Origin of the sequence: Paenibacillus campi, assembly GCF_034659835.1 — a bacterium.
Classification (GTDB): domain Bacteria; phylum Bacillota; class Bacilli; order Paenibacillales; family Paenibacillaceae; genus Saccharibacillus; species Saccharibacillus campi.
Genome location: NZ_JAXSQZ010000004.1, coordinates 431,124 through 456,987 on the forward strand (window position 1 = coordinate 431,124; position 25,864 = coordinate 456,987).

Here is a 25,864-nt window from a genome sequence, read left to right on the forward strand (position 1 = left end):
TTCGTGCACAACGAGGAGCAATGCTTGCCTTGTTTTGATAAAATCAAATACTTTGGTTAAGTTTAGATCACGTATATCCGATAATACATGTATAAATCATTGAACATAATCGTATGCAGCAAAAGTCGCTCGTCTGCGCGATGAAGTGACTTTTATACACATATATATTAAAAGTATATTCGGAAATTGTGGGGGATTGTTTATGATCGCAGTGATTGGTGGAGCCGGGTATATTGGGTCGCATACCGTCAAATATTTGATCGAACAAGGAGAGCAGGTTGCCGTATTCGATAACTTGTCCAATGGACATCGTGAAATGGTGCATTCGGATGCAGCTTTTTTTCAAGGCGATCTGGTTAATGCGGATGATTTGACGACCTTTTTTGCTCAGTATGAGGTTGATTCTGTTATTCATTTTGCAGCGTTTGCTTATGTGGGAGAATCGGTTGAGCAGCCTGCCAAATATTATCGCAACAATATAAGCAATACGGTCAATTTACTGGATGCAATGCTGGCGTATGGAATCGATAAAATTGTATTTTCTTCAACATGTGCCACTTACGGTAATCCGGTCGAATTGCCGATTACGGAGCAGCATCCGCAACAGCCAATTAATCCATATGGACGAACCAAGTGGATGATGGAGCAAATGTTGGAGGATTATGCGGCGGCGTATGGCTGGCATACAGTTGCTTTGCGTTATTTTAATGCGGCAGGTGCTGATCCAGACGGACAGATCGGAGAGTGGCATGATCCGGAAACGCATTTGATCCCATTGGTGCTGGAGACGGCTTGGGGAAAGCGAGATCGTATTGCTGTGTTTGGGCATGACTTTGATACGAAAGATGGCACCTGTGTACGCGACTATATTCATGTTATCGATCTGGCGGATGCACATTATCGTGCATTGAATTATGTTCGAATCCATGGTGGCAATTTCCATCTAAATTTGGCTAATGGTGAAGGCTATTCCAATTTGCAAATTATTCAAACCGCCGAGCGCATTACCGGACGTAAAATTAATTACCTGTTAACCGATCGTCGTGCAGGCGATCCGGCAATGTTAATCGGTTCAGCAGCACAAGCGGAACAATTACTCGGTTGGAAGCCTGTTTATGCATTAGATGCGATTATTGAAACCGCATGGAACTGGCATACGAAAAATTGGGGGAACGCACATGAGTAAGCGCATATTGGTAACGGGCGGTGCAGGCTTTCTCGGTTCACATCTGATCGATCGCCTGCTTGCGCGTGGTGATGATGTCGTATGTGTGGACAATCTGCAAACTGGCTCATTGAAAAATATTGCTCATGTGCTTGAACGCATTACGTTTGTAGAGCATGATATTGTGCAGCCATTGCCTGAACTGGGAACATTCTCGGAAATGTATAATCTGGCATGCCCGGCAAGTCCGATACATTATCAGGCTGATCCTATCCATACATTTAAGACGAGCGTGATGGGCATTTTGAACTTGTTGGAGCTTGCCAAAAGTCAAGGCAGCATATTATTTCAATCATCCACTTCGGAAGTATATGGCGATCCAGTCGTTCATCCGCAACCGGAAAGCTATTGGGGAAATGTAAATCCGATTGGTATTCGTAGTTGTTATGATGAAGGGAAGCGTGGAGCTGAAACGTTATTGTACGACTATGCACGGATGTATGGCGTGAACATCAAAATCGCACGTGTTTTCAATACATACGGTCCGCGTATGGATGCTGGAGATGGACGAGTGGTGAGTAACTTTATCGTTCAAGCGTTGCGTAATCAACCGTTAACCGTATATGGGGATGGAAAGCAAACACGTTCGTTTTGTTACGTAGACGACTTGATTGAAGGCATTTTGCGTTTGGTCAATGCCCCTGCATCTGTTCAAGGTCCGATCAATCTGGGCAATCCGAATGAGTTTACGATGCTGGAGCTAGCTGAAAAAGTGAAGATGTATACAAGCAATTCAGCTTCATTGCAGTTTAAACCACTACCGCAGGATGATCCAAAGCAAAGACGACCAGTCATTACGGAAGCAGAGCGTTTATTGGGCTGGAAGCCTGAAATTATGCTGGATGAAGGGTTGAGTAGAACGATCGCTTACTTTCAGCAACAGATGGCGGTCAATAGCGATTATAGTTGCTAGTTTAAGGCGGTCATTTGCAGCTATGGCTACAACACAATAGACCGAATAGATCGAATAAATAAAGCATCGCAATATCGAGGCATAAGGTGGTTACAATTATGAACATTACAGTAGTTGGCACTGGATATGTAGGACTGGTAACAGGAGCTGTTTTGGCTGATCTGGGTCACTATGTAACCTGTCTGGATGTAGATACACAAAAAATAGCGTTGTTGAAACAAGGGATATCGCCCATTTATGAGCCGGGCTTGAGCGAGTTGGTGTACGCTAACTTGCAGCGACAACGTATGGTGTTTACGACGGATTATAAAATGGCTTATGAGCAGGCGCAGGTTATTTTTATCGCTGTTGGAACTCCGCAAAATGATGAAGGTGCTGCCGATTTACGCTATGTGGAGCAAGTGATTCATCATATTGCCCAGACTGTAGATCATGATGTTATTGTGGTGATGAAAAGTACGGTGCCGGTTGGAACGAACGATTGGGTAGAAGCGATGTTGCAATCCAATAAACAGTTTGATGTTCAGATTCAAGTTGTATCCAATCCCGAATTTTTGCGTGAGGGATTTGCTTTGCAGGATAGCTATCATGGAGATCGTTTAGTGATTGGTGCCGAGACACAAGCAGCAGGCGATCAGGTGCAATCGTTATTTGCAGGATTGGATGTGCCTGTAGTTCGCACCGATCGTCGTAGTTCCGAAATGATCAAGTATGCGTCTAACGCATTTTTGGCTGTAAAAATTACGTACATCAACGAGATCGCGAATTTATGTGAAAAGCTTGATGTAAATGTGCTGGAAGTAGCCAACGCGATGGGCATGGATAAACGGATTGGGCGTGCGTTCCTGCGCCCTGGTATCGGTTATGGCGGTTCTTGTTTCCCTAAAGATACGGAAGCGATCGCTTATCTTGGCCGACAGCATCACACTCCGCTTACACTTGTGGAGAGCACGATTCAAGCTAATTTCCGGCAACGTGAGCTATTTTTGCAGCAGGTTTTGGATTATTTTGACGGTCATGTGGAAGGTAAAACGATCGCGATGCTCGGTCTTGCATTCAAACCGGATACCGATGATTTGCGTGAGGCGCCTTCTCTGTATTTGTTGGCACAACTGGAACAGCGTGGAGCGATTGTGAAAGCGTATGATCCTGTCGTGAAGCATTTGCAGCAATGTGTAGCTACGAAGGAACTAGCGTTGCAAGGGTCACAGGCTGTATTGCTCGTAACAGAATGGGCGGAGTTTGGCGAGCTTGATTTGGAAGATGTCAAACTGTTTGATGGTCGTTATATGTATAGCCGGCAAAAGCAAAAGGGCGGCGTAGCGTAAAAGCTTTGGTATGCGTATGCAGCAGATGCGCGTATAAATGATAGTACCAGTAGTATCGGGTAAACTTAAAATATAGCCGGATAGGATGAGTATATAGTGAAAACAGCTTTCATTACCGGAATTACCGGACAGGATGGCGCTTACTTAGCTCAATTGCTGTTGGATAAAGGCTACCATGTACATGGGCTGGTGCGACGCTCGTCGATTGAACGTTTTGATCGAATTGAAGCGCAATTACAGCATCCACAATTGAAGCTTCATTATGGCGATATGACCGATTCTTCCAACTTGATCCGGCTCGTATCCGAAATTCAGCCGGATGAAATTTATAATTTGGCGGCAATGAGCCATGTCAAAGTTTCATTCGATACGCCTGAATATACGGCAAATGCCGACGGAATCGGTACGCTTCGTTTGCTAGAAGCGATTAAAATACTCGGTTTAGAGCATAAAACGCGTGTGTATCAGGCATCGACTAGTGAGTTGTATGGTAAAGTACAGGAAACGCCACAATCGGAGACGACGCCATTTTATCCGCGTAGCCCGTATGCGGCATCCAAAATTTATGCGTACTGGATCACGGTCAATTATCGTGAAGCATACAATATATTTGCTTGTAATGGCATTTTGTTTAATCATGAATCACCGTTACGTGGTGAAACATTTGTTACCCGCAAAATTACGCTAGCGGTCGCTGCGATCAAGCATGGCCAACAGCAATGTCTATATTTGGGTAATTTAGATGCGCGGAGGGATTGGGGCTTTGCCGGTGATTATGTGGAAGCGATGTGGCTCATTTTGCAGCAGGAACAGCCGGATGATTTTGTAATTGCCACCGGGGAAACACGTACGGTGCGTGAATTTGTGGAGCGTGCGTTTGCGCAAGCGGATATGCCTGTCGTATGGCAAGGCACCGGCATTGATGAAAAAGGAATTCATGCGATAACCGGAGAGACGCTCGTCGCGGTTGATCCGCAATTTTTCCGTCCGACCGAAGTTGATCTGTTGCTCGGCAATCCGACAAAAGCAAACACCAAACTGGGCTGGCAGCCTAAAACGTCATTTGATGAACTTGTGCAAATGATGGTGCAGCATGATCTGAAGCATTACGAATAGAATCGTTCTGTTAGAAATGAGTGCTGGCTGTATGCAGTCGGTTCATTTGATAAAGCAAAATGATAAAATGATATTGTTCTATTCGAGCCAAGCCAATAATGAGGGAGCATAAGGAATGAAGGTGATTTTGCTTTCGGGCGGCTCAGGTAAAAGACTGTGGCCGCTGTCGAACGATTCGCGCGCGAAACAGTTTCTGAAAGTATTGCGAAATGAAGAAAACGGACAGCTCGAATCGATGGTACAGCGCGTATATCGCCAGCTTAGCAAAGTTGTATGTGAGCAAGATATGATTATAGCGACCAATGCGGCACAGGTAGATATTTTGCGTAATCAACTAGGGCGTATTCCGATCGTAGTTGAGCCAGAACGAAGGGATACATTTCCTGCTATCGCGCTGGCTTGTTCGTATTTATGGTCAAAGCTGGGCATTTCCAAAGCGGAAAGGGTCGCTGTCGTATCGGTTGATGCGTTTGTGAACGATGCTTTTTATCGTCAGGTGGGCGAATTGGGATCGCTATTACAACATACCGGCGCGCAGGTCGCTTTACTGGGCATTAAACCGACCTATCCTTCTTCCAAATATGGCTATATGATTCCGAAAACACATAATGACTATATGCAAGTCGCTCATTTTATCGAAAAGCCGACTGAGGAAAAAGCACAGTTTTTGATCGACTCTGGCGCATACTGGAATAGCGGTGTCTTTGTATTTTCGTTGCAACTGATTTATGACTATTTGCAGGCAGGGCAGTTTCCATATGAATTTGACGAATTGGAAGCAAGTTTCTCGTCATTGCCGCAAAAGAGCTTCGATTATGCCGTTATTGAACAATTACAGCATATAGTGGCACTGACGTATGATGGCGACTGGAAAGACCTCGGTACGTGGAATACGTTAACCGAGCAGATGAGCCAGCTTATTATGGGCAATGGCGGTATGAGCGATGATTGCCATAATACCCACATTATCAATGAGCTGGAATTGCCGGTCAAAGTGTTGGGCGCTTCGAATATGATTGTAGCGGTCAGTGCCGATGGCATTCTGGTGTCCGACAAGCCTGCCAGTTCACGGATGAAAGATATGCTGCATGAAGGGTTGTTCTCGCGCCCAATGTATGAAGAACGAAGCTGGGGCTGGTACCGTGTATTGGATCATGTCAAAAAAGCCGATCAGGAAATTTTGACCCGCAAAATATTCGTACATGCACACCAGCAGATGGACTATGCGCCTCATCATGTACATTCCAAAGTATGGACGATCGTTAGCGGTGTGGCTACGGTAACGATGCATGATGAACGGCAAACGGTTACGGCAGGCGATGTGCTGCATATCCCTGTGAATACAGCTCACTGTCTGTCTGCACGACAAGATATCGAATTGATTGAAGTGCAAATTGGTCTATAGCGGTCTTGCAGCAATAGCCAGATAAGATAGCGTGCAGATCAGTGTGGCAACGTGCGTGAACATCAACGCTATTACTTTGCCAATGTTAAAGTGAAGCGATGGATTAAGGGTGAGACAATGAACAAAGAAGATAAAATTTATGTAGCAGGTCATCGTGGTCTAGTTGGCTCAGCGATTGTAAGCAATTTACGTGCCAAAGGTTATAAACACTTGGTCGTACGTACGAGCAGTGAGCTTGATTTGCGTGATCAACAGGCAGTACAGCAATTTTTTGCCGACGAACAGCCGGATCATGTGTTTTTGGCGGCGGCAAAAGTAGGCGGAATCTGGGCGAATGCGCAATATCCGGCGCAATTTTTGTACGATAATTTGATGATCCAATCGAATGTGATCGATGCTGCGTATCGTAATGGCGTGCAAAAGCTGCTGTTTCTGGGCAGTACGTGCATTTATCCAAAGCTTGCCCCGCAGCCGCTCAAAGAGTCCTATTTGCTGACCGGTGCGTTGGAAGAAACGAATGAAGCGTATGGGATTGCCAAAATTAGCGGTATTAAGCTATGTAACGCTTATAATCGTCAATATGGCACCGCTTATATGAGCGTTATGCCTACCAATCTGTATGGTCCTAATGACAATTTTGATCTGCAAACATCACATGTGCTGCCCGCATTGATGCGCAAAATTCACGATGCCAAACTGGCAGGTGATCGAGCGGTTACGGTATGGGGAACAGGCACACCGCTACGGGAGTTTTTGCATGTGGACGATATGGCGGATGCATGTGTGCACATCGCTGGGCATGTTCAGCCTGAACAAGCAGGTGAATTAATCAATGTCGGTACCGGAACGGAAATTACGATCCGCCGTCTGGCTGAATTGTTATGTGCAGTGATCGGCTTTCAGGGTGAAATCGTATTTGATGAGACGAAGCCGGACGGTACACCGCGCAAGCTGACCGATGTGTCCAAGCTACATGAGCTTGGCTGGACACATCGAATCGAGCTGGAGCAAGGCATTCGTGAAACGTATCAATGGTATGTGACCCAATTGGAGGACGCCAATGAGCGAACGGAAAATTAGTATTATTACGGCATGTTACAATGCGGCGGCAACGATCGAACAGACGATTTGCAGTGTGTTAGAGCAAACGTATGAACAGCTTCAATATATTGTGATCGATGGTCAGTCAACAGATGGTACATTGGATATTATCCGGCGCTATGAGGATCGGATCGATCTTGTCGTCTCAGAACCGGATCAAGGCATATATGATGCGTTCAATAAAGGAGCAAGGCTAGCTACTGGACAATACATTCACTATTTAAATGCGGATGATTATTTGATCAAGCCGGACGTTATCGCACAGGCTGTACAACAGATGGAGCAACAACCAGAGGCGGATATTTATTATGGCGGCATTATGTTCAAAAATGATCGCACAGACTATTTCTCCGTGTTAAATCGTCCGATTTCGTATGACGAATTTGCCGGAGGATTGATGCTTCCGCATCCTGCTATGTTTACGCGCAGAGAAGCGATGCTGGCGGAAGGGTGGTTTGACACCTCATACAAAATCGCTGCTGATTTTGAATTGACGGCGAAAATATTCAAACGTGCTCCCGCAAAGGTCATTCATATTCCCGTATTAATGACGGTGTTTCGGTTAGGGGGCATTTCAAGCCTTGCTAGCAATCAAGCGATGGTAGATGCTGAGGTACAGCGTGTAGCTTCGCTTCATCTGGAGCGCGATATCCAAGCGACTCCAGCGCCGGATAATGCGGAATATTTGAAAATATGGCTGGAAAAAAAGCTGTTTGAGCAACAAAGTATCGCTGATTCGCTGATCGATCAGCAAGTCAAAACGGCAGCTGTGTGGGGGAGTGGTGTTGTGTCTAATTTGCTCGTTGCCGAATTACAGCAACAGGGCATTCATGTAGCTGTCTTAATTGATAATAATGTGCAAAAGCAGGGATTTACGATGAACGATGTAGCTATTCAAGGAGCGGAGTGGCTGCTGACGAATTCGGCTCAGCTCGATGCGATTGTATTTGGATTTGAAGGTCGACATGAACAGAGTGTACGTGCGCAATTGCAGCAACTCGGTATTGGGATTCCTTCTGTTAGCTGGAGAGAGTTATTGGAACGTTAAAGCTTGAATACAGTTGGAGCACAGCGTGGAATACATTGATTATGGATGATGGAGTGATATTGTGGGCGTGGCGATTAGTGCTTTGATGACTGTGTACAATGGCGAGCCATTTATTGCGGAGGCGATCCAATCTGTGCTCGATCAGACGTTTGCCGACTTCGAATTGATCATCGTTAACGATGGTTCGACCGATGAGACGGTGCGGATCATTCGGCAATTTACCGATTCGCGTATTCGTTATATGGAATTGGATATAAGACAAGGAGTAGGCGGTGCTATTTTGGAAGGGCTCAAAATAGCTACTGGGAACTATATCGCTAAAGTCGATGCAGACGATATATATCATAAGGAACGCTTTGCGAAGCAATTTGCCATTTTGCAACATCATGATGAGATTGGTCTGGTGGACGGTTTGTTTGAATATTTTCCAGACAATGATGTCATTCGTCAAAGCGATCGTTTTACACAACTACGTCTGTATGGAGAAGCCGAAAATAATCGTATTGTTGAATCAGCGGATATTTCTAACTATTTATACTGGTTTGTCTGTCTTGTGCATAGTGGGGTAATGTTCCGTCGCAGTCTGCTGAAATTAAGTACGTATCGTCCTCTAAAAGTGGGGGAGGATTACGATCTGTTTTACCGTTGGAATAAGCAAGGTGTGCGTATGTATAAAATACCTGAAGTATTATGTTATGTGCGTGTATCAGATAGCTCCACAACGGTTGCGGAAAAACATAGCATTATTCCGCTTGTGCTGGAACTAAAAGCAGCAGAGATCGATCGTCTCTTTGAGCAATGCAAGGCAGTATTCATTTTTGGAACAGGCGGATTGGCGCAGCAAGTCTACGGTTTGTTGCTTGAACGAGGCAAGCGGATTAGCGGCTTTATTGATCGGGATGAAAGCAAGCACGGATCAACATGTATGGGACAACCGGTATATGGTTGGGAGCAGTTTGATACCGGAGCGTCGAACGGTGTGCTTATTGCCGCTACACCAGTTAAATTTGAATTGGCGGCTATGCTGGAAGCGGCGGGATTTAAGCATTTGGAGCAATATATCGTTATTTTTTAGCCATTAATATAAAGGAGAGACATGATGAATATCCTATTTGCGATCAATGAACAATATGTACAGCATTTTAGTGCGGTACTGGCATCACTGCGCACACATCATGCGGATGTGCAGAACATGAATCTTCATGTGATGTATATGGCTTTGGATGCGTCTGTATGTAAGATGCTGGAGCAACAGTATCCTGAAGCAAATTGGAACTGGCATGATTTGAGTGAGTATAACTTTGCAGATTTATTTGTAAATGCGCATATTTCGTATGAAACGTATTTCCGCGTTATGGCGCCCGAAATAATTAGAGTGGATAAGCTGTTATATTTGGACAGTGATTTGCTTGTACGATCTTCGTTAATAGAGCTGTACCAAACCGATCTGGAACATGCTGCGATTGCGGCAGTACGTGATTATAAAGGGCAGGAGCGTAAGACCGAATTAGGAATTGCAGCGGAATATACGTATGTAAATGCCGGCGTGCTGCTGATGAATTTGAACTATTGGCGTGAACAAGGCTTATCTGCCAAACTGTTGGATTATATTCGGCAAATGGGAGCGAAGTTAAAGTATTGGGATCAAGATGCGATCAATGCGCTTTTACATCAGCATGCAATTCTGCTGGATGATCGCTGGAATGTGCAAGCTTCCAGCTTTGACGCACCGGATATCGATCTTGCTGTGTTACACAATCCGGTCATTATTCATTTTACCGGCGCTGCCAAGCCGTGGCATATTAGCAACCAAAATCCGTTCAAACATGAGTATACTGATTATTTGTCGATGACTTCCTTTCAAGGGTTCGATGTAGTTACACCACAAACGTATCAACTGTTAAAAACGAAAAAACAGCTTTATATTTGGGGGGCAGGTCCAACCGGCAAAGCGGTATACGAGCATTTGCAGCATCCAATCAGCGGATTTATCGATTCTGATCCGGCTAGAGCGGGTACGACATTTGCGGATTTGCCTGTGTTTACATTAGCTCAAATTCCGTACACGGCACATATCGGTATACTCGTTTGCAGCGGCTATTTTAAAGAGATTGCTCCGATTTTGGAGGCGGCTGGTTATACACGCGATGAAGACTTTGTTCATCAAATGTAAATGGACACCGATCGGCAAGGAGGCTATACATGTCCAACGTTTCAATTGTTATGCCCGCTTATAACAGTGAAGCTTATATTGCGCAGGCGATCGAAAGCATTATACAGCAAACATTTCAGCAATTTGAGCTAATTGTGATCGATGATTGCAGTCAAGATGGAACGGTAGCCATTGCCCAGTCATTTGTGCAGCGGTATCCCGATCAAATCCGGTTAGTTCGTCATGATCAAAATAAAGGGGTAGCGGCTGCACGTAATACAGGCATTCTTCATAGTCGTTACGATATATTAATGATGGCAGATACGGACGATATTCAATTGCCACAGCGCTTGCAAATTACGTATGAAACTTTACAGCAGCAGCAAGCGGATGTTATTTTGCATGACTGTTATATGATTGACTCGCTTGGTCATTCATTACAGCGTACAAAAGGGTATCCAGCTGATTTGCGTACCGATAATGTGGTCATAAAACTGCTTGAACGTAATTACTTTTGGACAAGCTTATCGATGTTCCGCAAAAATGAACATATTTATTTTGATGAGCGTTTACCAAGTTCGGAAGATTACGATCTATTTCTAAGGTTGGCGATTCAAGGATATACATTTGTCATTTGCCCTGAGTTGTTAACGGCGTATCGTGTGCATGAACATAATCTATCCGCCAAAGTGGGGATGGCATTGCAAGCGACCCGTTACATACTGAGTAAATTGGATATTCCTTCTCTGTACAGCCAGTTGTGCACACAGCATAGTCAAATGGCTGCTGATGAAGCGATAGCAGCTGTACATTTATGGCTGAATCAACCGGACCAAGCGCTCACATTATTGTGTCGGCATTCCCATTTGTCTTTTAACAGTTCATTTGCATTGGCGATTTGTTATTATAAATTGCATGACTATGAGCGCAGTTTGGCACAATTTGAAAAATTGGCGGAATCGGATAGCGAAGCAAGTAATGCGTCATTATGGAACAATATCGGTGCCTTGAAGATGCTGCTTCGGCATAACCAAGCGCTTGCACTGCCTTATATCGAAAAGGCGCTTGCACTTCGTAGCGATTATCAGGATGCACAGCATAATTGGCAATTGATCGGTTCTGCTCAGACAGACGGTTTACGCGTAACCGAACGTCCGCTGCGACGGGAGATTGTGCATACTGATCATTATAAATTAAGTGAGCATTAAGTTGGAATTACAGGTAGATGTGGGATGAAGATGAGTGTGGTATGCCAATTGTGGAGCCTGATGGGATGCAGCCATATCGTTTGTATCCCTCTTACTGCTTTATGGAAGGGGTTTTTTATAAAATGGATATTATTGCTCCTATAACAGGTACGATAGCCGATGCGGATTGGAAAGTAGCGATCCAACAAGTGGTGAAGCAACGCAATCTGTCTCCTTTTCAACATACAGCGGTTCAATTTTTGGAAGCACTATCCAAGCATATTTTACTAGATCGCTCTATGCGCGCCTATCCGGAATTGATGGCGATGGCACATTGGTTGCGTAAAGCGCATATTATGGAGTTACAACAGCAATACGAACAGCGTACAGCAGGCAAATATGTGTTGCCACGTGGCACGGTTATTCATTTTGCACCGGCAAATGTGGATTCGGTGTTTATTTATTCGTGGATTTTATCGATGCTGGCAGGCAATAAAAACATTATTCGTCTGTCCCGCCGTACGAACGAGCAGACAGATCTATTGCTGCGCAAACTGAACGATGTGCTGGCACGGGAGCCGTTTCAAGCAATTGCCGATCGTACGTTGTTAGTCCGTTACGGCTATGAGCAGGAATATACAGCGTATTTATCGGGAGTTTGTAATGTAAGGGTGTTATGGGGCGGAGATCAATCGGTGCGCACGATTCGCGCGATTCCGCTTGCGCCGAATGCGGTGGAGCTGGTGTTTCCGAATCGCTATTCCAAATGTGTATTGTCTGCGCAGGCGGTGCTGGCGGCGGATGAGTCGTCGATCGCTGGGCTGGGCAAGCAGTTTTACAATGATGCATTATGGTATGGACAGCTTGCATGTTCCTCGCCGCGCGAGCTGTTCTGGATCGGTGAGGCGGAGGCGATCACTGCTGCCAAAGCGCGTTTTTGGCACAGTATGGAGCAAACGATGCAAAAAGAACAATACCAAAACGAACCTGCGCTCAATTTGCTGCGTTTAACGACAGCGGATTATTATGCCGCCCAGCAGCAAACCGTACAGGTGCAGACCGGGTATGCCTCTGCACCTGTACGGGTGGAAGTGAAGGAGCAGAATTTTACACTGCGTGATTTGCACTGCGGTGGTGGATTGTTTTTGGAATACAGTTTGAGTGAGCTGGAACAATTACACAGTCATATTCATGATCGCGATCAAACACTCAGTTATTTCGGTTTTGAACGCCAGCAGCTTGCCGAGTGGGCAATAGGCATTCCGAATCGTGGTGTTGACCGAATCGTACCGGTTGGGCAGGCACTTAATTTTGGCTCGGTATGGGATGGGTATGATCTGTTTATTTATTTTTCAAGGGAAATTGCAATTGGGTAGGTGCTGGGCTGGTGGGATGGTATAGTGTGGACAGGCTGTGCCATCCTATCTAGTTACACAGTTTTCAGGTTCGGATAACAATGAATTTATTTAATATTTGGTAAAATAGTAATTAATAACTAATCCATTAAATTATTTAGTTTATTTGACGATAGTATACATAAGTCAATATAAATTGATCTTATTAAGTTATTTCACTTGAGGGGAACGAAGTGCATGAAATCAAACAGAACGTATCCGATTCGTCACCAAATTGAGCAGTTGAAAGAGCTGGAACAGCAAATCCGAGCTACTTTTGCACAAGGAAAATTGGATCATGTACTTAAGCTCATCAACGATTATGAGCGTATCGCATACAATCCGAATTTGGTGACGTTTAAAGGTAATTATTATGCGCAAAAAAGCGAGTATGAGCATGCCACAGAAATTTTTAAACAAGGCTTAAAAGTGTATCCGTTTCATTTTGACATTAATTTTAATATAGGCATTATGTATGAATTGAGAGCGATGCCGATCGAAAGCTATTATCAATATTTGATTGCTTTTCGCATTAGCGGTACAGAAGAACAAGAAACGCTGGCTGAAGCTGCGATTCATAGACTGCAATCATTTATAGAGCAAGTGTATACGGATCACCAACAGGAACTAGATGATATTACACTGAAAGCACAGTATATTTTGGCAGAAAAGGATTTTCGTGAATTTCCGCTAGATAGTCATCAAAACAGTACGATTAGAAGATGGATGCAAAACAATGCCGAACTAGGGTTTATGACGAATATTTATAACAACTATATGTTTGGTGAGATGAATGCAGAAACCAGATTCAATGCTATGACAGAGACATTACCTGGTCAACAACATGATGACGAACATCAACTTGTGTTAACTGAACCGTCATGGCTACCTGTCACAGTGCTCGATTCCAATAACAAGATCGATTTTGATATTAATGATAACGTGTACTCTTTCTCCGGAACCGATCTACATACGAACTATCATCATTATTTGCGTTTTGATGAACCGGGAACATTAAACATTCGCATGCAGCGCCCTCTATTTATTGGACAACCGATCCCGATCCAAGATCAACCGAAAGCTAAAAAGTTAATATTGAATATTTTTGTCGATGGAATTGCTTATAAATTTCTGGAGCAGCATGGTTTGGAAAATGTAATGCCGGCAACGTTTAACTACTTTAAAGACGGTATGATCGCCAAGCATTGTTATGCGACGAGCGAATGGACGTATCCGAGTGTAGCAACGATGTATACAGGCAAATATACGACCAATCATCATGTGTTTCATCCGGAATTTAACTATGACTTTTCCGGTAACAATAAAATGATGCAGGAGTATTTTAAAGAAGCTGGCTATTATACGGCGCAAATCGGTGGCGATTGGCGCATCACACCGATGCATGGCTATTATAAAGGTTTTGACCGCATATTGTATCAAAACTTTATGGGCGGAATGGATTGCAAAAAAGTAGTGACTGAAGCGATCGAACATTTGGAAGCGTTCCAAGACAAAAATAACTTTTTGTGGCTTTCGATCGGTGATGTTCATCATGTGCCTGATGAAATTGATCAGAACATTATTTTACAGACCCGGCAATCGATTAGCCAGCGTATTAACCGTAGGAAAAAAGGGCAAACGACAGTACTTACTTCGTATGATACGAATAAACATGAAAAGTATGCGATCGAAATACAACGTATCGATCTGTATTTAAATATGCTGTATAACTATTTGCGTTCCCATTATGACGAACAAGATATCGTTGTGATGCTGCATTCGGATCATGGGCAATCTTTCCTGGAAGATTCTCCGCGATTGCTAAATGAACATCGCCGTAGAGTACCGTTTATGGTCAAAGGGATTGCGCATGCTGGCGGTAAGGTAGATGAATTTATCGAAACGGTTGATTTTCTGCCGTCTGTGCTGCATTGGGCAGGATTGGAACCGGCAACCGGCATTGATGGTAAATTGCCGCATTCATTTGGCGGGGAAGCGGCGCGTTCATTTGCTTTTACCGAATCGATTCATCCGAATCAGACATACAAGGCAGCGATTACGGATGCAGATTATGATATTCATTTTGAAAATACTACGCCCATTTCACAAGATGGCATTGTGCATTTGCATGAATATTGTATTCAAGTAATCGAGCGCAGTACAGGCGAAGACGTAACCGAAGCATTGCCAGCAATTACGGATCATTACGAACAAGTCATTTGGCAACATATTAAAACACAGTCCAGTTATGAAGCCCAGTCGATTGGATGAAAAGGAAGATAACGATGATGAAAAAAACGCAATTGCTCAAGCAGATGCTTACGAGTCCTGAGTTGGACTTTATAATGGAAGCCCATAACGGAATGTCTGCGAAACTTGTAGAGGAAGCGGGCTTTAAAGGTATCTGGGGCAGCGGATTGACCATTTCCGCTTCGCTTGGTGTGCGAGACAACAATGAAGCTTCATGGACGCAAGTGATGGATGTGATGGAGTATATGAGTGATGCGAGCAGTTTGCCTATTTTGTTAGATGGTGATACAGGTTATGGGAATTTCAACAATATGCGTCGACTGGTCAGAAAGCTGGAGCAACGAGGTGTTGCCGGTGTATGTATTGAAGATAAACTGTTTCCGAAAACAAATTCATTTATTTCTGGCGAAACACAGCCGCTAGCAGATATGGATGAATTTTGTGGCAAAATCAAAGCGGCAAAAGAAACGCAACTTGATCCTGACTTTTGTGTAGTCGCACGTCTGGAATCGTTTATCGCTGGCTGGGGATTGGATGAAGCGTTGCGGCGTGCCGAAGCGTATCGATTGGCTGGTGCGGATGCGATTCTCGTGCATAGCAAAAAAGCGGACAGCTCCGATATTGAGGCGTTTATGCAACAATGGCAAAATCGCCATCCGATCGTGATCGTACCAACCAAATATTACTCTACCCCAACCGATAAATTCCGCGAAATGGGCGTTAATATGGTCATCTGGGCAAATCATACATTGCGTGCAGCAATTCAGTCGATGCAGCAAACGCTAGCGCAAATTTATCGGGATCAATCACTTATTAATGTGGAAGGCAAAGTAGCCACCGTCTCTGAAGTGTTTCGCATCCAGGGTGCAGACGAATTAAAAGAAGCTGAAAAACGTTATTTGCCTACTTCCGGTAAACAGGTGAACGCGATCATTTTGGCTGCCAGTCAAGGCAATCTGGGCGAGCTGACTAGAGAGTTGCCTAAAACGATGCTGAAAATTAATGGCAAACCGATGTTGACGATGCAAGTCGATGATCTGAATAAAGTAGGCATCAAACATGTCGTCGTTGTGCGCGGATTTGCCAAAGAGAAAATCAACCTCAACAATATTTTGACGGTAGACAATATGGATTTTGCCGAGACCAAAGAGCTGTATTCCCTTTATCTTGCCAGAGAGCATCTGCAAGGCAGTGCTACCGTTATTAGCTATGGCGATATTGTGCACAAAAATTATATTTTAAACGATCTGTTAAACGATGATAACGAGATTACGATCGTCGTGGATGCGGATGCGCAGCTGACGGAAGCGGATCAGGATATGGTCATGACAGATAAGCCGTATTCGCGCAATCTGTATTCCAATACCGTTAAATTGACCGGCATGATGTTATCAAGTGAGACGCAAACATACAATGGGGAGTTTATCGGATTGTGGAAAGCGTCCGGCGACGGTATTCGGATTGTACAGGAAACGCTGGCGTATTTGGCAAAGCGAGCGGATTTTCGTTCGATGACGATGATCGATCTATTTAATGAAATTATTAAACAACATCCAATAGCTGTCAAATTTATTAAAAGTGACTGGCTGGATATCGATTCGATTTTGGATTTGCAAAAGGCGGGTGAACTGCTATGATCGATACGCGATCATTTGGCGAACAGCTCAAACAGTCTGGGTTTCAGTTTTTTACGGGCGTTCCGTGCTCATTTTTAAAAGATTTAATCAATTATGCGATTAATGATTGTGAGTATGTTGGGGCAGCGAATGAAGGGGATGCAGTGGCGATTGCTAGCGGTGCACAACTAGGTGGGCAAAAAGCGGTCGTACTAATGCAAAATTCGGGCTTAACGAATGCCGTTTCGCCGTTGACATCGTTAAATTATACGTTTAAGCTGCCTGTGCTTGGATTTGTTAGTTTACGAGGAGAACCAGGCGTGGCGGATGAACCACAGCATGAGCTGATGGGTACGATAACGACAAAATTGCTCGATTTCATGCAGGTGAAGTGGGCATATTTGTCCGATATTCATGACGAGGCTGTCCAGCAGCTTCAACAAGCGGACGAGTATATTCGCAGCAAGCAAACGTTCTTTTTCGTTGTCAAAAAAGGTACTTTTGGCAAAGTGGCACTTGATGAGCAGCCCAACAGTGTACAAAAACCGTACGCTCACGTCGAATCCGCTCCTTTACCACGACCGACAGTATTGCCTTCAAGATATGAAATGTTGCAAACGGTCAATGCAGCCAAACATAAGCACACGATTCAATTAGCGACTACAGGGCTTACAGGCAGAGAGCTGTTTGAAATTGAAGACGCACCGCAAAATCTATATATGGTCGGCTCTATGGGCTGTATCAGTTCATTGGCGTTAGGATTGTCGCTCGTACAATCCGGCAAAAAGATTATTGCAATCGATGGCGATGGCGCGTTACTGATGCGAATGGGCAATCTGGCAACAGTCGGTCATTATGGCAGGCAAAACCTGCTCCATCTTGTGCTCGATAATGGCTGTCATGACTCGACAGGCGGACAGAATACCGTATCCACCAGTATCGATTTGGCTGCTGTTGCTGCCGCTTGTCGGTATGCCAAAGTGATCGTCGTCGATCGTGCCGAACAATTGGCGCAAGCTATTGTACAATGGCATAAGCAGCCACAACTGACATTTATTCATGCTTTCATTTCGAGAGCGGCTACAGGCAGTGTAGGCAGACCGACTATGAAACCGTATCAGGTCAAAGAGCGGCTGATGGAATATATGGAACGATAGACTGCACAGCAGAACGATTGCAAACTAAATTAGATGTGGTGATAAAAATGGTAAAAACCGCAGTTATTCTCGCCGCTGGCTTAGGCAGCCGCCTCAAAGAGCAAACAACATACAAACCGAAAGGCTTTTTGCAGATCGATGGCTGTCCGATCGTGGAGCGTTCGATTCAACTGTTACGTGAAAGTGGGATACAGCAAATTTGGATCGGCACCGGTTATCTTGCCGAGCATTATGAACAATTGGCACAAAATTATGATGGAGTAGGCTGTGTGTACAATGAGAAATACAGTGAAAGCGGCAGTATGTACACATTGTATCAATTGCGAGCACATCTAAACGAAGATTTTCTGTTGCTGGAATCGGACTTGTTGTATGATCGCGCTGCATTGCTAAATATACAGGCAGATTCGCGCGACGATATCGTATTGGCAAGCGGCAAGACTGAATCGGGGGATGAAGTCTATATCGAGACGGATGAAGATGGTTGTCTGGTCGCCTTGTCCAAACGGCCGGAAGTATTGAACCGCGTTGATGCAGAATTAGTAGGCATTGCGCGTATTTCGAGCGCTACGTATCGCTCAATGTGTCGATGGGCAGAGCAGCAATTTGCCGAGTGCTTAAACGTCGATTATGAGCATGCGCTAGTCGCAGCATCTCGGCAAAAACCGATTGCTGTCAACAAGATCGAAGCATTGATATGGTGCGAAATCGATGATGCCCAGCATTTACAACGCGCCCAAACGATCATTTATCCGCAAATTAAAGCGAGAGAAACAGAGACTAGCTCAAGCGGTATTAAACGGAATATTTTACTAAATCCAGGGCCAGCGACGACAACGGATACGGTAAAGCTGGCACAAGTCGTGCCTGATATTTGCCCGCGTGAACAGCAATTTGGACAGTTGATGAACTGGATTACGACACAATTGACTGCATTTGTCGCTTCTCCGCATACGTATGATACGGTGTTGTTTGGCGGTTCCGGAACGGCAGCGGTAGAAGCGGTCATCGCTTCGGTCATCGGTGAGGGCAAGTTGCTCATTGTTAGCAATGGAGCCTATGGGGAAAGAATGGCTGAAATTGCCGCTGTGTATCGTTTGCATGTGGAAACATTGCACAGCTCACCGATTGAACCGCTCGACTTGGAGCGTATTGAACGTGCATTGATAGCTGGCGAATTTACGCATGTGGCGGTCGTACATCATGAGACAACGAGCGGAATTTTGAACGATATTGATGCGATCGGACAATTGTGCAGCCAATATAAGGCGGAATTGATCGTAGATGCGATGAGTTCGTATGGCGCTGTGCCGATTCGGATGAAAGAAAGCTGTATTGATTATTTGATTTCCAGCTCTAACAAAAACTTGCAGGGGATGGCAGGTATAAGCTTTGTGATCGCGCCTAAAGCAAAGCTAGAACAAAGCATTGCTGCGGTCGGCAAAAGTTATTATTTGAATTTATACAAGCAATATGCGTATTTCAAGCAACATCAACAAATGCGTTTTACACCACCTGTGCAAACATTATATGCGCTCAAACAAGCGGTTGTGGAAACACAGATTGAAGGGATCGAGCGGCGCTATGAACGATATACGCAATCATGGACAGTGCTGATTGAAGGACTGAACGAACTCGGATTACGGTATATCGTTCCGTTGCCGCATCAATCTCATTTGATTACCGCGATTGCTGAGCCAACAGCGGCACATTATCATTTTAATGAACTACATGATTATTTATATGAACGTGGCATTACGATTTATCCAGGCAAAATTGGCAAGCTTGCTTCTTTTCGTATCGCTAATATTGGGGATATCGACCAACAGGATATGCGATTGTTTATAAAACATTTACAAGCGTATATGGCACTCATAAAATAGAACAAGTTTATGCAGAAACGCGCCACATGAACATAAAATGATGTTCTGTGGCGCGTTTCATTCGGCTAAAAACGGTGTATTCGTTCATAGTAGTTCAGCGCCTGAAAACATATGCCCAGTAGGTCGAGAGGATAAAAAAATAAATGTAATATAATTACATGTAAACCTTTACTTTTCCAATTGACAATTTTAAGCCAGAGATGGTATATTCAGAAATGTAGGCAATGTCTTACTTTATTTGATAACGAAGGGAATGTTATTGCATGCAAGGTAAAGTGAAATGGTTTAACGCAGAAAAAGGGTACGGCTTCATCGAAACTGAAGAAGGCGGCGACGTTTTTGTACACTTCTCCGCAATTCAATCTGAAGGCTTCAAGACGCTTGAAGAAGGCCAATCCGTAGAATTCGACATCGTCGAAGGTGCGCGTGGACCTCAAGCAGCTAACGTTATCAAATTATAATCATCCCTAGGCTATTGCCAGCCTTACATAGGTAATCTGATGGTTACATTTGAATAATTAGCTAAGACTCCGGGATGTTTTCCGGGGTCTTTTTCTGGTTAAAGTTAAAGTTGAAACAAACGTTTGACTGCCGAAACTGTATTGTTGAACTGCTGTTTTGCAAGCGTGTAGAGGATGCTAACTGGTTGGTAGCAATTTAGTGTTATTTTGTAATTACCTTTTGTTTATAGCGTTTTGTTAACTAATGATGTATGCGCTTTAAACATTTGCCGCCATCCGTTAACCGTCCTTTTACTTATACCTTACACCTGTGTTATAATTCGAAAAAGGAGGAATGCCACATGAATTTTGCCACTCGAGGTCAGCACTTTGAAGTTACAGATGCCATTAAAGATTATGTGGACAAAAAGCTAAGCAAACTGGAGAAATATTTTGATGCACCGCCCGTTTCCGACGGTATGGTGACGCTTAGTTCCAATCGTGGACGCTTTACTGTAGAGGTAACTATTCCACTCCCAGGATTACTGCTGCGTGCAGAGGATCGTAGTGAAGATATGTACGCTTCCATCGACTCTGTGGTCGATAAACTCGAACGCCAAATCCGCAAGCACAAAACGAAACTGAATCGCAAGTTCCGTCAAAATGACGAGAATTTAAAATCATTTTTCGTTGAAGACCCTACGGCGGCAGCGCTTGCTATAGATGAAGACGCGGATGTGGAAGTGGAAACCGATGAATACGAAATCGTCCGCAACAAACGCTTCCTCCTGAAGCCGATGGACGTTGAAGAAGCTATTTTACAAATGAATTTGATCGGGCATACGTTTTTCGTATTCTCCAATGTAAACACACAGCAGGTCAATGTCGTATATCGCCGTGATGACGGTAAATACGGTCTGATCGAGCAGGAATAATGATCCGCATCATTCCACTCGGCAATATGCTGTGATGGGCAGGGAGATATTGCCCTTTGCTTACCGTGATAGGCAGCATATGCTGCGCTAATCAGCGGGAATGAAATGAATGAATATGATGAATGATGCAAGGTGAGCCTTACCTGTTTCGGCGGGTAAGGCTTTTTTAGTACATTAACGTAGCGGATTATGAAAAAGATGTCATTACGTACATATTTGGCATAGTGGTGCTCATCCTAGAAAATGGAAGAAAGCTCAACAAACAAGTGCATTCGCATGTAAAGTAGAGTATACTGTTTAAAGTGCTACATATGCCTGTTTACTGCGTTATTTACTCGTATAACAACCTTCAGGGCAGGCTGTCGCTCGTCCAGCGGACGGTGATGCATACGCCCTTTCTTGTCGTTGCTCTGAACCCATTTTGCCATTCATTTCTGCATTTGCAGAAACATATCGGGTAAGTTATACGTATGTATAGCAGGGTAGCCTTTTCATAAGTGGATGCATATTGGTTTACGCGGTCGGTAACACGGTCGGCAGTTGTAACCAACTTCATAAGTATAGATGAAGGTACGGGATATGATATTCTTGTGCCGTATCGAGCTGATTTACACCAGCGAGGCGGGATGTACCGTCATGCCCTTTTGTTGCGGGGGTTCCGCGAAACTGGTACAATTTATTGCAACTGAGATTATTGAATAATCCCCGGAAGCGTCGTGTTAATTCCATTATTCAATAATCTATCTCTTTAATTGCGCGAAAGGGGTTAACCATGCTAGGACTCGTTAAAAAAATTTTTGGTGATTCAAACGACCGCGATGTCAAACGGATCATGAAAACCGTAGACATCATCAATAATATGGAAGCGGAATTTGAGGCTCTGTCCCATGAGGAACTTCAGGGCAAAACAGCCGAGTTCCGCGAACGTCTTGAGAAAGGTGAGACGCTTGAGCAGTTGTTGCCGGAAGCTTTTGCCACTGTGCGCGAAGCATCCAAACGCCAGCTGAACATGCGTCATTTTGACGTTCAGTTGATCGGTGGTATCGCTCTGCATGAAGGTAAAATTGCCGAGATGAGAACCGGTGAAGGTAAAACGCTCGTAGGTACGCTGCCGGTATACTTGAACGCGCTTGAAGGTAAGGGCGTGCACGTTGTTACCGTCAATGACTATTTGGCACAACGTGACAGCGTGCAAATGGGTCGTATTTATAACTATCTCGGCATGACCGTCGGTATTAACTTGAGCGGTATGCGTCATGAGGAGAAACAAGCAGCATATGCTTGTGACATTACGTACGGTACAAACAATGAATTTGGGTTTGACTATTTGCGTGACAATATGGTGCTGTACAAAGAGCAAATGGTACAGCGTCCACTGCATTTTTGTATTATCGATGAAGTCGATTCAATTCTCGTTGACGAAGCGCGTACACCGTTGATCATTTCCGGTCAGGCGCAAAAGTCGACCGAGCTGTATTTTGCGGCAGACCGTTTTGTTAAAGCTTTGAAAGCGGAAGACGATTACACAGTTGATATTAAAGTGAAATCGGTAGCACTAACTGAAGCAGGTGTGGAAAAAGCTGAAAATTTCTTCGGCGTTGAAAACCTGTATGACAATAAAAACGTAACGATCAACCACCACGTTGTGCAGGCGCTGAAAGCGAACGCTATTATGCATCGTGATGTCGATTATGTCGTCACCGATGGTGAAGTATTGATCGTTGATGAATTTACCGGACGTCTGATGGCTGGTCGTCGTTATAGCGATGGTTTGCACCAGGCGATCGAAGCGAAAGAAAACCTTAAAGTACAAAACGAAAGTATGACGCTGGCAACGATTACGTTCCAGAACTATTTCCGTATGTACCGTAAGCTGGCAGGGATGACCGGTACAGCGAAAACAGAGGAAGAAGAATTCAAAAAAATCTACGGTCTGGAAGTGTTGCAAATTCCGACCAACCGTACGAATCAGCGTCAAGATGCTCCGGATGTCGTTTACAAAAGCGTACAGAGCAAATTCCGCGCCGTTGTAGACGAGATCGTAAAACGTCACGAAAAAGGCCAACCGGTACTTGTCGGTACGGTATCGATCGAAAACTCGGAGCTGTTGTCCGAAATGTTGAAACGTAAAGGCATCAAGCACCAAGTGCTGAATGCCAAATATCATGCCGAAGAAGCGGAAATTATCGCGCGTGCCGGTCAGCCGAATACGGTAACGATTGCAACGAATATGGCAGGTCGTGGTACAGATATTATCCTCGGTGAAGGCGTAGCTGATGTGGGCGGTCTGCACATTATCGGTACCGAGCGTCATGAATCCCGCCGGATTGATAACCAGCTGCGCGGTCGTGCCGGTCGTCAAGGTGACCCGGGATCGACGCAATTTTATCTGTCACTAGGCGATGAGCTGATGAAACGCTTCGGTGCGGACAATGTGATGAACATGATGGAAAAGCTCGGCTTTGAGGAAGACCAGCCGATCGAAAGCCGTATGATCTCGCGTGCTGTCGAATCAGCACAACGCCGCGTTGAAGGCAGTAACTTTGATATGCGTAAAATCGTCCTGCAATATGACGATGTGATGAACAAGCAGCGTGAAATCATTTACAAACAGCGCCGTGAAGTGCTGGAGTCCGACAACATCCGTGAAGTCGTATTGCAAATGATCAAGCCTTGTATCGAGCGTGTCGTTGAAGTTCATTGTAATGACGATATCCCTGAAAATTGGGAACTGCAAGAAGTTGCCGATTATGTGAACAACAACTTCCTCGTTGAAGCGCAGCATGTGTCTAAACAGGAACTGGAAGAAAAAGAAAAAGAAGAAATGGTCAACTATCTGTTTGAGCGTGTCGAACTGTATTATATGCAGCGCGAGGCGGAAATCGGTGAAGAAACGATCCGTGAGTTTGAAAAGGTCGTTGTACTGCGCGCAGTTGACCGCAAATGGATGGATCATATCGATGCGATGGAACAGCTTCGTCAAGGTATTCACCTGCGTGCTTACGGCGGTACCGATCCGTTGCGTGAGTACCAGTTTGAAGGCTTTGAAATGTTCAATCAGATGATCGCTGACATTCAGGAAGAAGTTGCTGGTTATGTGATGCGAGCGCAAATTCAAAGCGAAAGCCCACAGGAGCGTGAAGCTGTCGTAGATACACTCCAAGTGAGCACGAACAGTTCTTCTGAAGCAGCAGAAAAACGTCCTTCGCGTGAAGAACGTCGTCGCAGACGGAGATAAGTCGAGCTATGTAATGGCACAACGTATTATGAGGTAGTGTCGTGTACACATTGCGTAAACTGTTATGCTGCCGATCGGATAGTCGTATAGAACGACCTGTGCAAGACACTCATAGTTGGCAACCGCCGCTGTGAGTGTCTTTTCGCGGGTAATCGTTAGCTATTGTCTGTATCGATTATCGGTGGTGATGTACAAGCGTGTGCTTTAGTTATAAGCATATACGCGCCTTCTGTGAACGAGCTACATGTGGTAATGTATAATAAGCAAATGGCTCGGATGTTTGCATGGGAGCCGGAAATTTTAAACGAGGTGACGTTCATGATCGAACCAAATGTTAAGCACGATCTGCGTGAAATGGCGCAGAAACTATCTAATCTTAGGGGGTCTCTTTGACTTAGACCTCAAAAATGAGATGATCGAAAACTTTGAGGTGAAAATGTCGGCACCGGATTTCTGGGACGACAATGAATCCGCACAAGCGGTCATCGCTGAGATGAATGCAGTCAAAGGCTCTGTTGATCAGTATAATAAGCTCCAGCAGGAGTATGATGATGTTAGCCTGATGGCTGAACTGGCAGATGAAGAACAAGATGCGGAACTGGCACAGGAAGTAACGACAGGCGTAGCCGCATTGGTGAAAAAGATCGAGGAATTCGAGCTGCAATTGCTGCTGAACGAGCCGTATGATAAGCTGAACGCGATTTTGGAGCTTCATCCTGGTGCAGGTGGTACGGAGTCCCAAGATTGGGCGTCGATGCTGCTGCGTATGTACACACGCTGGGCGGAGAAAAGTGGCTTTAAAGTGGAAGTGATGGACTATTTGCCTGGCGATGAAGCTGGGGTGAAAAGCGTAACATTGCTCATTAAAGGCTACAATGCCTATGGCTACTTGAAAGCGGAAAAAGGCGTACACCGTCTCGTCCGTATTTCACCATTTGACTCGTCAGGTCGTCGTCATACATCGTTTGTGTCTTGTGATGTTGTGCCGGAGATTACGAACGATGCCGAGATCGAAATCCGTACGGAAGACTTGAAGATCGATACGTACCGCGCTAGTGGCGCCGGTGGTCAGCATATTAATACGACCGACTCTGCGGTTCGGATTACGCATCTTCCCTCCGGCGTAGTCGTAAGCTGTCAGACCGAGCGTTCACAGATCAAAAACCGTGAGCGTGCGATGACGATGCTTCGTTCCAAGCTCTACGAGCGCAAAATCGAAGAAGAACGCAAACAATTGGACGAGATTCGCGGTGAGCAGTCCGATATCGCATGGGGCAGCCAAATTCGCTCGTATGTATTCCATCCGTATAGCATGGTTAAAGATCATCGTACCCAAGTCGAAACAGGCAATATCGGTGCAGTGATGGATGGCGAGTTAGACCCATTTATCGATGGCTATTTGCGCAGTCAGTTGAAAATTGAAGTGGAATAGTTGATTGTGAGCAGTAGTATGGCTCGATTGATATAATTGTTGTG

At 44.7% G+C, this 25,864-nt stretch carries 19 protein-coding genes; all 19 read left to right on the top strand.

The window, feature by feature from the left end:
• The first annotated feature begins 202 nt into the window (after positions 1–202).
• On the top strand, positions 203–1,186 hold the full coding sequence (galE, locus tag U1I11_RS12855; protein WP_322906529.1) for a UDP-glucose 4-epimerase GalE: 984 nt from the start codon (positions 203–205) through the stop codon (positions 1,184–1,186).
• Positions 1,179–2,138 (top strand): UDP-glucuronic acid decarboxylase family protein, encoded by a 960-nt coding sequence (locus U1I11_RS12860; RefSeq protein WP_322906530.1) that lies wholly within the window; start codon positions 1,179–1,181, stop codon positions 2,136–2,138. Before galE ends, U1I11_RS12860 begins: the two co-directional genes overlap by 8 nt.
• Positions 2,139–2,236: 98 nt before the next feature.
• Positions 2,237–3,466: a UDP-glucose dehydrogenase family protein gene (locus U1I11_RS12865; protein ID WP_322906531.1), complete on the top strand. Its 1,230-nt coding sequence runs from the start codon at positions 2,237–2,239 to the stop codon at positions 3,464–3,466.
• Positions 3,467–3,562: 96 nt separating this feature from the next.
• Complete coding sequence (gmd, locus tag U1I11_RS12870; RefSeq protein WP_322906532.1) at positions 3,563–4,582, top strand: GDP-mannose 4,6-dehydratase; 1,020 nt, start codon at positions 3,563–3,565, stop codon at positions 4,580–4,582.
• A 115-nt stretch (positions 4,583–4,697) separates the two neighbouring features.
• Positions 4,698–5,987 carry a sugar phosphate nucleotidyltransferase gene (locus U1I11_RS12875; protein ID WP_322906533.1) on the top strand — a complete coding sequence of 430 codons (1,290 nt, stop codon included), beginning with the start codon at positions 4,698–4,700 and terminating at the stop codon, positions 5,985–5,987.
• A gap of 117 nt (positions 5,988–6,104) precedes the next feature.
• Entirely contained in the window at positions 6,105–7,067 is a 963-nt protein-coding gene (fcl, locus tag U1I11_RS12880; protein WP_322906534.1) for a GDP-L-fucose synthase, read from the top strand.
• Entirely contained in the window at positions 7,048–8,136 is a 1,089-nt protein-coding gene (locus tag U1I11_RS12885) for a glycosyltransferase family 2 protein (RefSeq protein ID WP_322906535.1), read from the top strand. The genes fcl and U1I11_RS12885 overlap by 20 nt, the downstream gene beginning before the upstream one ends.
• Before the next feature lie 61 nt (positions 8,137–8,197).
• A complete protein-coding gene (locus U1I11_RS12890) occupies positions 8,198–9,211 on the top strand; it encodes a glycosyltransferase (protein WP_322906536.1) in 1,014 nt (337 codons plus the stop codon).
• Between the two features lie 21 nt (positions 9,212–9,232).
• Positions 9,233–10,309, top strand: a complete 1,077-nt coding sequence (locus tag U1I11_RS12895) for a glycosyltransferase family 8 protein (protein WP_322906537.1) — start codon at positions 9,233–9,235, stop codon at positions 10,307–10,309.
• Between the two features lie 29 nt (positions 10,310–10,338).
• On the top strand, positions 10,339–11,496 hold the full coding sequence (locus tag U1I11_RS12900; RefSeq protein ID WP_322906538.1) for a glycosyltransferase: 1,158 nt from the start codon (positions 10,339–10,341) through the stop codon (positions 11,494–11,496).
• A gap of 122 nt (positions 11,497–11,618) precedes the next feature.
• Complete coding sequence (locus tag U1I11_RS12905; RefSeq protein ID WP_322906539.1) at positions 11,619–12,851, top strand: acyl-CoA reductase; 1,233 nt, start codon at positions 11,619–11,621, stop codon at positions 12,849–12,851.
• A gap of 216 nt (positions 12,852–13,067) precedes the next feature.
• Positions 13,068–15,140 (top strand): sulfatase-like hydrolase/transferase, encoded by a 2,073-nt coding sequence (locus tag U1I11_RS12910; protein ID WP_322906540.1) that lies wholly within the window; start codon positions 13,068–13,070, stop codon positions 15,138–15,140.
• Positions 15,141–15,154: 14 nt separating this feature from the next.
• A complete protein-coding gene (gene aepX, locus U1I11_RS12915) occupies positions 15,155–16,756 on the top strand; it encodes a phosphoenolpyruvate mutase (protein WP_322906541.1) in 1,602 nt (533 codons plus the stop codon).
• Entirely contained in the window at positions 16,753–17,892 is a 1,140-nt protein-coding gene (gene aepY, locus U1I11_RS12920) for a phosphonopyruvate decarboxylase (protein WP_322906542.1), read from the top strand. Before aepX ends, aepY begins: the two co-directional genes overlap by 4 nt.
• Positions 17,893–17,939: 47 nt before the next feature.
• Positions 17,940–19,775, top strand: coding sequence for a 2-aminoethylphosphonate aminotransferase (locus U1I11_RS12925; RefSeq protein ID WP_322906543.1), 1,836 nt, complete (start codon positions 17,940–17,942; stop codon positions 19,773–19,775).
• Positions 19,776–20,038: 263 nt separating this feature from the next.
• Entirely contained in the window at positions 20,039–20,236 is a 198-nt protein-coding gene (locus U1I11_RS12930) for a cold shock domain-containing protein (protein ID WP_046216421.1), read from the top strand.
• A 341-nt stretch (positions 20,237–20,577) separates the two neighbouring features.
• Complete coding sequence (gene hpf, locus U1I11_RS12935; protein WP_322906544.1) at positions 20,578–21,150, top strand: ribosome hibernation-promoting factor, HPF/YfiA family; 573 nt, start codon at positions 20,578–20,580, stop codon at positions 21,148–21,150.
• 772 nt (positions 21,151–21,922) lie between these two features.
• Positions 21,923–24,388 carry a preprotein translocase subunit SecA gene (secA, locus tag U1I11_RS12940; protein ID WP_322906545.1) on the top strand — a complete coding sequence of 822 codons (2,466 nt, stop codon included), beginning with the start codon at positions 21,923–21,925 and terminating at the stop codon, positions 24,386–24,388.
• Positions 24,389–24,706: 318 nt separating this feature from the next.
• Positions 24,707–25,820 (top strand): peptide chain release factor 2 gene (gene prfB, locus U1I11_RS12945; RefSeq protein WP_322906546.1). Its coding sequence is split into 2 segments (ribosomal slippage): positions 24,707–24,778 and positions 24,780–25,820, totalling 1,113 coding nucleotides; the frame shifts between segments, so codons are not numbered across the junction.
• The last annotated feature ends 44 nt before the right edge of the window (positions 25,821–25,864 follow it).

Coding starts and splice junctions, on each gene's coding strand:
- galE (WP_322906529.1), top strand. CDS start 203: ATGATCGCAGTGATTGGTGGAGCCGGGTATATTGGGTCGCATACCGTC.
- U1I11_RS12860 (WP_322906530.1), top strand. CDS start 1,179: ATGAGTAAGCGCATATTGGTAACGGGCGGTGCAGGCTTTCTCGGTTCA.
- U1I11_RS12865 (WP_322906531.1), top strand. CDS start 2,237: ATGAACATTACAGTAGTTGGCACTGGATATGTAGGACTGGTAACAGGA.
- U1I11_RS12875 (WP_322906533.1), top strand. CDS start 4,698: ATGAAGGTGATTTTGCTTTCGGGCGGCTCAGGTAAAAGACTGTGGCCG.
- fcl (WP_322906534.1), top strand. CDS start 6,105: ATGAACAAAGAAGATAAAATTTATGTAGCAGGTCATCGTGGTCTAGTT.
- U1I11_RS12885 (WP_322906535.1), top strand. CDS start 7,048: ATGAGCGAACGGAAAATTAGTATTATTACGGCATGTTACAATGCGGCG.
- U1I11_RS12895 (WP_322906537.1), top strand. CDS start 9,233: ATGATGAATATCCTATTTGCGATCAATGAACAATATGTACAGCATTTT.
- U1I11_RS12900 (WP_322906538.1), top strand. CDS start 10,339: ATGTCCAACGTTTCAATTGTTATGCCCGCTTATAACAGTGAAGCTTAT.
- U1I11_RS12905 (WP_322906539.1), top strand. CDS start 11,619: ATGGATATTATTGCTCCTATAACAGGTACGATAGCCGATGCGGATTGG.
- U1I11_RS12910 (WP_322906540.1), top strand. CDS start 13,068: ATGAAATCAAACAGAACGTATCCGATTCGTCACCAAATTGAGCAGTTG.
- aepX (WP_322906541.1), top strand. CDS start 15,155: ATGATGAAAAAAACGCAATTGCTCAAGCAGATGCTTACGAGTCCTGAG.
- aepY (WP_322906542.1), top strand. CDS start 16,753: ATGATCGATACGCGATCATTTGGCGAACAGCTCAAACAGTCTGGGTTT.
- U1I11_RS12925 (WP_322906543.1), top strand. CDS start 17,940: ATGGTAAAAACCGCAGTTATTCTCGCCGCTGGCTTAGGCAGCCGCCTC.
- U1I11_RS12930 (WP_046216421.1), top strand. CDS start 20,039: ATGCAAGGTAAAGTGAAATGGTTTAACGCAGAAAAAGGGTACGGCTTC.
- hpf (WP_322906544.1), top strand. CDS start 20,578: ATGAATTTTGCCACTCGAGGTCAGCACTTTGAAGTTACAGATGCCATT.
- secA (WP_322906545.1), top strand. CDS start 21,923: ATGCTAGGACTCGTTAAAAAAATTTTTGGTGATTCAAACGACCGCGAT.